The 8,441-nt window shown below is 66.4% G+C and carries 9 protein-coding genes and 1 pseudogene; 5 read left to right on the forward strand and 5 right to left on the reverse strand.

Going from position 1 to position 8,441, the window contains the following annotated elements; genetic code table 11:
• Nucleotides 1-3 precede the first annotated feature (3 nt).
• The 4 genes and pseudogenes from ACGLHR_RS37575 to ACGLHR_RS37590 form a co-directional block, all read right to left on the reverse strand.
• Nucleotides 4-1,416 carry an ATP-binding protein gene (locus ACGLHR_RS37575; protein ID WP_400100424.1) on the reverse strand — a complete coding sequence of 471 codons (1,413 nt, stop codon included), beginning with the start codon at nt 1,414-1,416 and terminating at the stop codon, nt 4-6.
• Complete coding sequence (locus ACGLHR_RS37580) at nt 1,413-1,916, reverse strand: NAD(P)/FAD-dependent oxidoreductase (protein ID WP_400100426.1); 504 nt, start codon at nt 1,914-1,916, stop codon at nt 1,413-1,415. Before ACGLHR_RS37580 ends, ACGLHR_RS37575 begins: the two co-directional genes overlap by 4 nt.
• 169 nt (nt 1,917-2,085) lie before the next feature.
• A pseudogene (locus ACGLHR_RS37585) lies at nt 2,086-3,075 on the reverse strand (response regulator); the annotation flags it as partial.
• Between the two features lie 159 nt (nt 3,076-3,234).
• A complete protein-coding gene (locus ACGLHR_RS37590; RefSeq protein ID WP_400100408.1) occupies nt 3,235-3,864 on the reverse strand; it encodes a LysE family translocator in 630 nt (209 codons plus the stop codon).
• A 127-nt stretch (nt 3,865-3,991) separates the two neighbouring features.
• Here ACGLHR_RS37590 and ACGLHR_RS37595 point away from each other — a divergent pair, with 127 nt between their 5' ends.
• Nucleotides 3,992-4,453, forward strand: coding sequence for an Lrp/AsnC family transcriptional regulator (locus ACGLHR_RS37595; protein WP_043353252.1), 462 nt, complete (start codon nt 3,992-3,994; stop codon nt 4,451-4,453).
• A gap of 68 nt (nt 4,454-4,521) precedes the next feature.
• Here ACGLHR_RS37595 and ACGLHR_RS37600 read toward each other — a convergent pair whose 3' ends face one another.
• A complete protein-coding gene (locus ACGLHR_RS37600; RefSeq protein WP_400100410.1) occupies nt 4,522-4,887 on the reverse strand; it encodes a hypothetical protein in 366 nt (121 codons plus the stop codon).
• A 152-nt stretch (nt 4,888-5,039) separates the two neighbouring features.
• Between ACGLHR_RS37600 and ACGLHR_RS37605 the strand changes: the two genes are divergently transcribed.
• The 4 genes from ACGLHR_RS37605 (at nt 5,040) to ACGLHR_RS37620 (ending at nt 8,393) form a co-directional block, all read left to right on the forward strand.
• The gene (locus tag ACGLHR_RS37605) at nt 5,040-5,996 is read left to right on the forward strand and encodes a DUF4922 domain-containing protein (protein WP_400100412.1); all 957 of its coding nucleotides are present in this window, start codon (nt 5,040-5,042) and stop codon (nt 5,994-5,996) included.
• Nucleotides 5,997-6,125: 129 nt separating this feature from the next.
• Nucleotides 6,126-6,755, forward strand: a complete 630-nt coding sequence (locus tag ACGLHR_RS37610; RefSeq protein ID WP_400100414.1) for a YfiR family protein — start codon at nt 6,126-6,128, stop codon at nt 6,753-6,755.
• Nucleotides 6,752-8,050, forward strand: a complete 1,299-nt coding sequence (locus ACGLHR_RS37615; RefSeq protein ID WP_400100416.1) for a diguanylate cyclase domain-containing protein — start codon at nt 6,752-6,754, stop codon at nt 8,048-8,050. Before ACGLHR_RS37610 ends, ACGLHR_RS37615 begins: the two co-directional genes overlap by 4 nt.
• A 55-nt stretch (nt 8,051-8,105) precedes the next feature.
• On the forward strand, nt 8,106-8,393 hold the full coding sequence (locus ACGLHR_RS37620) for a hypothetical protein (RefSeq protein WP_400100418.1): 288 nt from the start codon (nt 8,106-8,108) through the stop codon (nt 8,391-8,393).
• Nucleotides 8,394-8,441 lie beyond the last annotated feature (48 nt).

Raw genomic sequence — 8,441 nt, forward strand, 5'->3', positions numbered from 1 at the left:
CGATCAGGGGGCGGCCGCGTTTGCCGGTGTTCGCGGCATGAGCGGCAGCCGGACCTGGAACGTGGTCTCGCCAGGACGCGACTTGACGTGTATCGCGCCGCCATGCCGGTTCACCACGGTCTGGTAGGAAATATCGAGGCCAAGGCCCGTGCCCTGGCCCTGCGGCTTGGTGGTAAAGAACGGCTCGAACAAATGCGGCATGACGTCCGGCGCGATGCCGGGGCCATTGTCGGTAATCTCCACCACGGCGAAATCGAGTTCGCGGCGGGTGCGCACGACAATTTCCCCCGTGCCCTGCATGGCGTCGATGGCGTTGTCGATCAGGTTGGTCCACACCTGGTTGAGCTCGCTGCCGTACGCCACCACGTGGGGCAGCTCGCGATCGAAGTCCAGCCTCACGCTCACGCCCTGCTTGAGCTTGTGGTGGAGGATGGTCAGGGTGTCCTCGATGCCGACCCGCAGGTCGACCTCCTGCTGTGGCGCACGGTCCATGTACGAGTAGGACTTCATCGCCCTGACGATCTCGGAAATGCGCGCCGCGCCGAGCCGCGTGTCTTCCATCAGCGCACGCAGGTCCATGGTCGCCACCAGCCAGTGCATGCCGGCGGTGAACTGCCCCGCGGTGAGGCTGGCCGCGGCCGGCGCGAGGTCTTCCCGGGCGATCCCCATCTTGACCAGGCAGGGTGCCATGAGCCAAGGCCTCTGCACGCCATGCTCGGCCAGCCAGTTGGCGAGCGCGTCTTCCGCCTCGCTGCGTTGCAGCGCGCCGGCGCTTTGCGCCGCGCCCCCCGGTGGCCTGCGCTCGCTCAGTGCATCCAGGGCGTTCAACGTTTCCGGGGGAATCGCGCAATGACTGAGTTCCACCGCGGCGTCCTTGAGTACGCCCAGGGCTGCCAGCGTGCAATCCGCGGTGCGCGCCAGCGCCGCCGCCGGATTATTCAGCTCATGCGCCAGGCCGGCGGCCAGCGTGCCCAGCGCGGCGAGCTTCTCGCGGTTGCGGGCGGTTGACTCAAGCAGGTTCAGGCGGTCGATGGTGTGGCGAAAGATCAGGCGGCTGAACGGCTCGCAGGCCGCCAGCAGCTCGCGGAACGCGGGTGCCGCCAGCTCGCCCAGCCGCCCGTCGCACACCGCCACCAGCGTGCCCGGCGCCGGCGCACCGGACAGCAGCGACGCGCCGCCGAAGAAGCTCGGCGCAACGAACCGGTTCGTCGGAATCTGCTGGCCGCCGGAGCGGATCATTGCCGCGACTTCGCCGGCCAGCACAAGCGAGAAGACCGGCCTGTATTCGCCCTGGCGGACCAGCACCTCGCCTTCTTTCATCGTGACTTCGACCAGGTTGGCGCACAGCCAGGCCAGGCGCTCCTCCGAGATGTCGGCAAGAAACGGCAGGCGGCGCAGGTCTGCGAGGCCGATCATTTGGTCGCCAGGTATTGATGGACCAGATGGATGGTGGTTGCGCCTTCGCCCACCGCTGCCGCCACCCGCTTGATCGAGCCGGCACGCACGTCGCCCGCGGCAAAGATGCCGGGCACGCTGGTTTCCAGGAACATGGGATCGCGCTCCAGCGGCCAGCTCGCCGGGCGCTTGCCGTCCTTGAACAAGGCGCGCCCCGTCAGCACGAAGCCATGGTCGTCGCGCGCGACCACGGTGCCCAGCCATTCGGTGCATGGCTGGGCACCGATGCAGACGAATAGCGCGGCGGCCGGCACGGCTTCGACGCTGCCGGTATTGACATCGCGCAGGGCAAGCTCGGACAGGTGGTCCTGGCCGGCCACGCTGTCGATCACCGTGAACGGTCGCACACTGACATTCGGCGTCTCTTCGATCTGGTCGATCAGGTAGCGCGACACGCCCGCGCTTAGCGAGGCACCGCGGCACAGGATGACCACATGGCGCGCGTGCTTGGAAAGAAACATGGCAGCCTGCCCGGCCGAATTGCTGGCGCCGACGATGTAGATATCCTGGCCGGCGCAGGCAAGGGCTTCGGTAGCCGCCGCCCCCGTAGTACACCCCGGCGCCCGTGAGATGCCCTATGCCGGGTACCTCCAGCTTCCGGTAGGCAACGCCGCTGGCGACCACCAGCGCCAGGCAGCTGATCTGCGGGCCATCGGACAGCCTGACGAACTTGTAGGGACCTTCGACGCGCAAGCCAACCACCGAACGGGTGAGGATGATTTCCGCGCCGAATCGCCGCGCCTGGGTCAACGCGCGCCGGGACAGCTCGGCGCCGCTCACGCCGGCGGGAAAGCCAAGATAGTTCTCGATGCGCGAACTGGTGCCAGCCTGTCCGCCAGGCGCCTCGTGCTCGATGATGGCGCACTTCAGTCCCTCCGATGCGCCGTACACCGCCGCCGCCAGCCCGGCCGGGCCCCCGCCCACGATCAGCAGGTCGTAGAACGGCATGGTCGAATGCGTCGCCAGCCCAACCTTGTCGGCAACCTGCGCCGTGGTCGGCCGGGAGAGCGCCGTGCCATCTTCGAAGATCAGGACCGGCAACTGGTGAATGGACGGATCGAGCGAGCTCAGCAGCAGCTCGGCTTCGCTGCCGCTGCTGACATCCAGCCGCTGGTAAGGAATGTGGTTGCGCGCCATGAAGTCGCGCAGCGCGTGGCCCTGCGGCGACCAGCGATGGTCGATCAGGCGGATCCCCTTGAAGCTGCCGTGCCACACTGCCTGCCACGCTTCCAGGAGGTCGTCCAGCACGGGATAGAAACTGAGTTCCGGCGGGTGCCAGGGCTTGAGCAGGTAGTAGTCCAGGCGCACCTTGTTGATCGCGCGGATCGCCACGTCCGTATCCGAATACGCCGTGAGAAGCACCCGCTTGGCGTCGGGGAACAGCGCGATCGCCTGTTCCATGAACTCGATGCCGCTCATTTGCGGCATGCGCTGGTCCACCAGTAAGAGGGCGACGCAGCGGTTCTGCAGGCGTAGCTGCCTGGCCGCTTCCAGTGCCGCCAAGCCCGAACCGGCACGCACGATCTGGAAATGCTCGCCGTAGCCCAGGCGCAGGTCGCGGGCGACCGCCTCGACCACTTCGGGATCGTCGTCGACCGCAATGATGACGGGCTTGTCCATAGGCCTTGCCGCTTGAAATGCATCAGCGGCCCTGCACGGAGATTCAACGTGCGGGGCTGCCTAGTAAGGCTAGCACCTCGGGCTCTTCTTGCCAGATTCGTGTTGCCGGTGGGCAAAAAACGTCACACGCGTGGAGACCCTGTCGTCCTGTGGTTAGCTTTATTCGAAGGAAATCCGCGCGGCAAAGGCCAGCAGCGCCGCCGAGAAGGACCAACGCTGGGCCGTCTGCGCGCGCGGGCTGCGGCGCAGCAAGTCGGTGAGGCGCACCGCGCCGAACACGCACGCCAGGTCGAATGCAACGCCGGTCAGCACCAGCACCACGCCGAGCTCAAGCACTTGCGACCACACCGGCGCGCCATGCGGATCCACGAACTGCGGCAACAACACGGAGCAAAAGAGCAGGGCCTTGGGGTTGAGGATGCTGCTGAGCGCGCCCTTGGCAACGCAGGCGCGCAGCGGCGCCGGCGGCGCTGCCGTGCCGGTGCCGGCGTCCATCCCGAAGGCCGGGCTGCGGAAGATCTGGATGGCCACATAAGCCAGGTAAAGCCCGCCCGTGATGCGGATGCCCTGGTAGAGCCAGGGCGCCGTGCGCAGCAGTGCGGCCAGGCCGCATGCCGAGAGCGTGACATGCGCCGCGCGTGCCATGGCCAGGCCGGCGACGGTGGCCAGGCCGTGGCGCACACCCCGGGCGGTGCTGGTTTGCAGCACCAGTGCCATGTCCGGTCCGGGTAGCGCGTAGACCACGGCCAGGGCGCCGATGAAGGTGACGAGGAGATGTAGGGAGACCATGATGCATGCCGTGTCGAGGGCAACATCATGACCCAGATTCCGGAGGGGATTCTGGCGATTTATCCGCATATCCACATATAATTTGGAGGAATCCGCTAATTTTGTAGAATTTCCTGGAGTATTTCTTTTGGATCTCGACAAAACCGATCGCGCCATCCTGATGGCGCTGCAGGCGGACGGACGCGCCACCAACGCCAGCGTGGCGGAATCCGTGGGGCTGAGCGAGACACCGTGCGCGCGCCGGCTCAAACGGCTGGAGGCCGATGGCTATATCGAGGCCTATCGCGCCGTGCTATCACGCCAGGCCCTGGGGCTTGGCCTGATGGCGTTCACGCAGGTCCGCTTTGGCGTGCACAGCCGTGAGCTCTCCGATCGCTTCGAGCGGGAGATCCAGGCAATCCCGCGCATCGTCTCCTGCCATAACGTGTCGGGCAGCGCCGATTACCTGCTGCTGGTGGTCGCGCGGGACCTGGAGGATTACGGCATCTTCATGCGCGATGTGCTGCGCACATTGCCCGGTGTGACGGCAGTGGAGTCCATGCTGTCGCTGGGCGAGGTCAAGCGCAATGCCGGCTTGCCGTTGCTGTGACGCATTGACGCGGTGACGTGGTGATGTGGTGGCGTGGTGACATTTCAAGGCCTGCCGCCGCATCCCGCTCAGTGGTCGCGGTTCGCGTCCAGGGCCATTTCACGCGCGACAAAGAAGCACAGGATTGCGATCGCCGTGCACATGATCGCCACGGTGAAGGCCAGTTGCCGCCCGTGCCACAGATCCGAGAACCACTGCGAGAACTCGGCCGCCAGCACCGCCGCCTTGCCGCCGATGCGTTCGAGCTGGAAATCATATTGCCTTTTCCACCCGGGGCCGTAGGCCAGGTCGCCGGCCTCATCGTTCGCGGCGGATAGATAGATGAGGGCGCCGCCAATCCAGCCCGCGGCGAGGATAACGGCGCCCAGCAGGTAAATGCGAGCGGGAAGGGACCAGCGCTTGCCCTGTGCATGCCGTTGTTCCGCATCGCTCATGGGTTTCCTTGGTGACTCGCCGGGCGACTCTCGCCGGCCTTCCTCGCATTGTAATAAAGGGAAGGAGTGCCTCGCTTCCCGCCTGCGCTGCCGCCGAGGGATAAGATTGGGCTGCCAGTGCGGCGATAGTCCCTCATCCCTTGGGCCTGACCATGCCACATCGATCTTTCCAGCCCGGCACGCTGTGGCCGGCCATCGTGCGCCAGACGCAGCACGCCCTGCAGTGCGGCGCGCTGCGCCCGATCGAGACCTTCCAGGCGGGCATCGACGATGGCGGCGTGCGCTTCCTGGTGCGCCAGGTTTCCAGCCTTGCGCGCAAGGACCGCTACAGGGACCAGGGCAACGCGCACCAGAATGACAACGCCGTCCCCGGCAACCAGGCGGGCGCCGACCCGTTCCTTCCCTACGACCCGGACCTGTTTGTCGCCGACGTCTGCGAGACCCATATTGCGCTGCTGAACAAGTTCAACGTCCTGGATCATCACCTGCTGATCGTGACCCGCCGCTTCGCGCCGCAGGACGCGCTGCTCAACCTGGCGGATTTCGAGGCGCTGATGACCTGCATGGCCGAGTTCGATGGCCTTGGCTTCTATAACGGCGGCGCGGCGGCCGGGGCAAGCCAGCGCCACAAGCACCTGCAACTGGTGCCACTGCCGCTTGCCAGCGAAGGCCCGGCGCTGCCCATCGCGCCGCTGCTTGCGGCGGCGCGCATCGATGGCGCCGTTGGCACCGTGCCGGGGTTGGCGTTTTCGCATGCGTTCGCGCCGCTGGCTTTGTCGGCGGCGCCTGGCCCGGTTCTGGCGCGCACCGCACTTGAGCGCTACCACACGCTGCTGGAGGCGGTTGGCGTGCGGGTGATCGACGTGGATGGCGAATCGCAGGCGTGCGCGCCATACAACCTGCTTGTCACGCCGCTTGGGATGCTGCTCGTGCCCAGGTCGGCGGAGTCCGTGGAGGGCATCTCGGTCAACACGCTCGGGTTTGCAGGATCGTTTTTTGTGCGCAATGAGGCACAGATGCGTACCATCGAGCGGCTCGGCCCCATGGCGATGTTGCGGCAGGTCGCGGGCCTGCCTTTGTCGTCACAGGCAGCGCCGGGCAGGAAATAAGGGGTAAATATAAAAGCAGGAGCGCCGTTAAAGGGTTTGGGCTAGCAAGGTTGTCCGGTGGCGTTCGCGCCGGGCTGGAATCCCTGCTTGATCTTGCTAGCCAGGTCGGGTCGTATCGCTTGCTGTGCGATGCGATGTTCCCCAAATGCGTCCCTTGGTAGGCCTCACCACTTGCCTCTTCAAACGGCTACCGTTCCAGCCAGCCCGCGCCGCGGCCGCAAGCATTCGCGCCTTCCGCGCTTACTGCCGGCCCTTCTTGCCGCCATCCTCTGCGCGCAGTCGCAGGGCACTGCGGCGGACACGGCCCCCCCGCGTTCCGAGGCGGTGGCGCGGGTGGTGTTCAGCCTGCTTGGCTATGCGCGCTGGCCAACCGAGCGGGAAGTCCTGCGCCTGTGCGTGGACGGCTCGGCCCGCTACGGCGCCAAGCTTGCGGAGGGCGGTGTCCTGGCAACCGGCCGCCCCGTGCAATCCAGGCGCATCGACCTGCAGGATGGCGTGTCCACCACGGGTTGCGATTCCGTCTACCTGGGGCCCATGACGGATGCCCGGCGCAAGAAACTGTCGACGGAGCTGATCGGGCGCCCGGTCCTTGTCATCACGGAAGAGGACTACGAGTGCGAGATCGGCAGCATGTTCTGCCTCAACGTGGTCGATGGCCACGTCTCGTTCCGCGTCAACCTGGATGCCGTTGCCCGCAGCGGCATCCACATCCATCCGGCCGTATTGCAGCTTGGCCGCCGCCGGGGGCCATCGCCATGAAGCTGCCACTACGGCCCGACGCGAGGGGGTCGCGTCCGACGCTGTACAACACGCTGCGCCGCATCCATCTCAGCGTGGCGCTGATCGCCGTCTGCACGGCGGGCATCTCTCTGACCGCGCTCGGGCTGGCCGCGCTGCGCGTCTATGCCGACCACAACCTGCACCTGGTTGCCCGCTCCGTGGCGTACACGCTGGAAGCGCCGGTGGTGTTCCGCGACCAGGCGGCCGCCAACGAGGCGCTGGTGGCGATTGCCGCGACGGAGGTAGCCCAGGCCCGCGTCTACGACAAGGACAACCGGCTGCTGGCCGAGTGGCAGCGCCCGGCCGGCGAGCGGCTTCCCGGCCTGCAGCGCCTGGCCAGCCGCGTGATGGCGCTCGGTCCCGTGGAGCAGGAGATACTGCATGAAACGCAGGCGGTGGGCACCGTGCGCCTGACGGCCGACACGGGCAACCTCTTGCGCTTTGTGCTGAGCGGGCTGCTGGGGGTGCTGGCTTGCCTGCTGCTCACCGCGGTCAGCGCGCACTACATGTCGAGCCGCATGCTGGTCCACATCATCGAGCCGGTGCGCAACCTCATGCGTGTGGCCCATGCCGTGCGTTCGGAGCGCGCCTTCGACCAGCGCACGCCGCCAGCCCACATTGCCGAGCTCAATGCGCTCGGCGAGGATTTCAACGGCCTGCTCGACGAACTGGAGACCTGGCAGAACCAGCTCCAGCACGAGAACAGGTCGCTGGCGCACCGCGCCAGCCACGACAGCCTGACCGGCCTGCTCAACCGGGCGGCGTTCGAGGATGCGCTGCATCGGGCTGTGCGCTTTGCCGGCACCTCCAAGGGATTTGCCGGCGTGCTCTACCTGGATAGCGACGCGTTCAAGGAGATCAACGACACTTTCGGCCATGCCGCCGGGGACGAGGTGTTGTCCGACATTGCCCGGCGCATCCGTTCCTGCGTGCGGGAGGGCGACCTGGTCGCCAGGCTCGGCGGCGATGAGTTCGCGGTACTGCTGACCTCGCTGCGCAAGCCTTCCGACATCGTCCACGTCGCGGAGCATATCCTGCTTCGCATGAAGGACCCGGTGCAACTGTCGAGCGGCACCAGCATCGGGGCGTCGCTCAGCATCGGGTTGTCCGTGTTTCCGCTGCATGCGCAGACTGCCGCCACCCTGATGCAGACAGCGGACGAGGCCATGTACCAGGCCAAGCGCAGGTCGGGAGGCGGCTGGGAGAGCGCGGAGCCGCGCCTGGGAGAGCCCGTATCCGTACCCGGGCCCGAGTGCAAAGACAATGAGAAATAATCATGGGGTGCCATCGAACTTGCGAGTCACTGGCAGCCGGGGCATGGCTGCCACCTTGGTCGCCATCACCTTTGCCCTTGCCGCCTGCCAGACAGTGCCCGCTCCCAAGCTCACCCCAAAGCAAGTCCAGGCGCTGGAGTCGCAGGGATTCAAGCATACCGAGAACGGCTGGGAGCTGGGCCTATCCGAGAAGGTGCTCTTCGGCCTGGACGAGGATGTGATCGGTGCGGACCTGCAGGAGGCCGTGCAGCGGATCGGCCTGGCGCTGGCGGCCGCGGGCATCGATCATGTGCGCCTGGACGGGCATACGGATGACTGTTCCATAAAATCTGCTCAAAGTTGAGCATTGGATTTATCCGCACTTCGTTGACGCGGCTTGCGCCGCCCAACT

The organism is Cupriavidus sp. CuC1 (assembly GCF_044627735.1).
In the GTDB taxonomy this organism is placed as follows: domain Bacteria; phylum Pseudomonadota; class Gammaproteobacteria; order Burkholderiales; family Burkholderiaceae; genus Cupriavidus; species Cupriavidus ulmosensis.

What these genes read in the sequence shown, in the direction of transcription:
- ACGLHR_RS37610 (WP_400100414.1), top strand. Translation starts at nt 6,126, where the DNA reads ATGCGATGTTCCCCAAATGCGTCCCTTGGTAGGCCTCACCACTTGCCT.
- ACGLHR_RS37605 (WP_400100412.1), top strand. Translation starts at nt 5,040, where the DNA reads ATGCCACATCGATCTTTCCAGCCCGGCACGCTGTGGCCGGCCATCGTG.
- ACGLHR_RS37580 (WP_400100426.1), bottom strand. Translation starts at nt 1,916, where the DNA reads ATGTTTCTTTCCAAGCACGCGCGCCATGTGGTCATCCTGTGCCGCGGT.
- ACGLHR_RS37615 (WP_400100416.1), top strand. Translation starts at nt 6,752, where the DNA reads ATGAAGCTGCCACTACGGCCCGACGCGAGGGGGTCGCGTCCGACGCTG.
- ACGLHR_RS37590 (WP_400100408.1), bottom strand. Translation starts at nt 3,864, where the DNA reads ATGGTCTCCCTACATCTCCTCGTCACCTTCATCGGCGCCCTGGCCGTG.
- ACGLHR_RS37575 (WP_400100424.1), bottom strand. Translation starts at nt 1,416, where the DNA reads ATGATCGGCCTCGCAGACCTGCGCCGCCTGCCGTTTCTTGCCGACATC.
- ACGLHR_RS37600 (WP_400100410.1), bottom strand. Translation starts at nt 4,887, where the DNA reads ATGAGCGATGCGGAACAACGGCATGCACAGGGCAAGCGCTGGTCCCTT.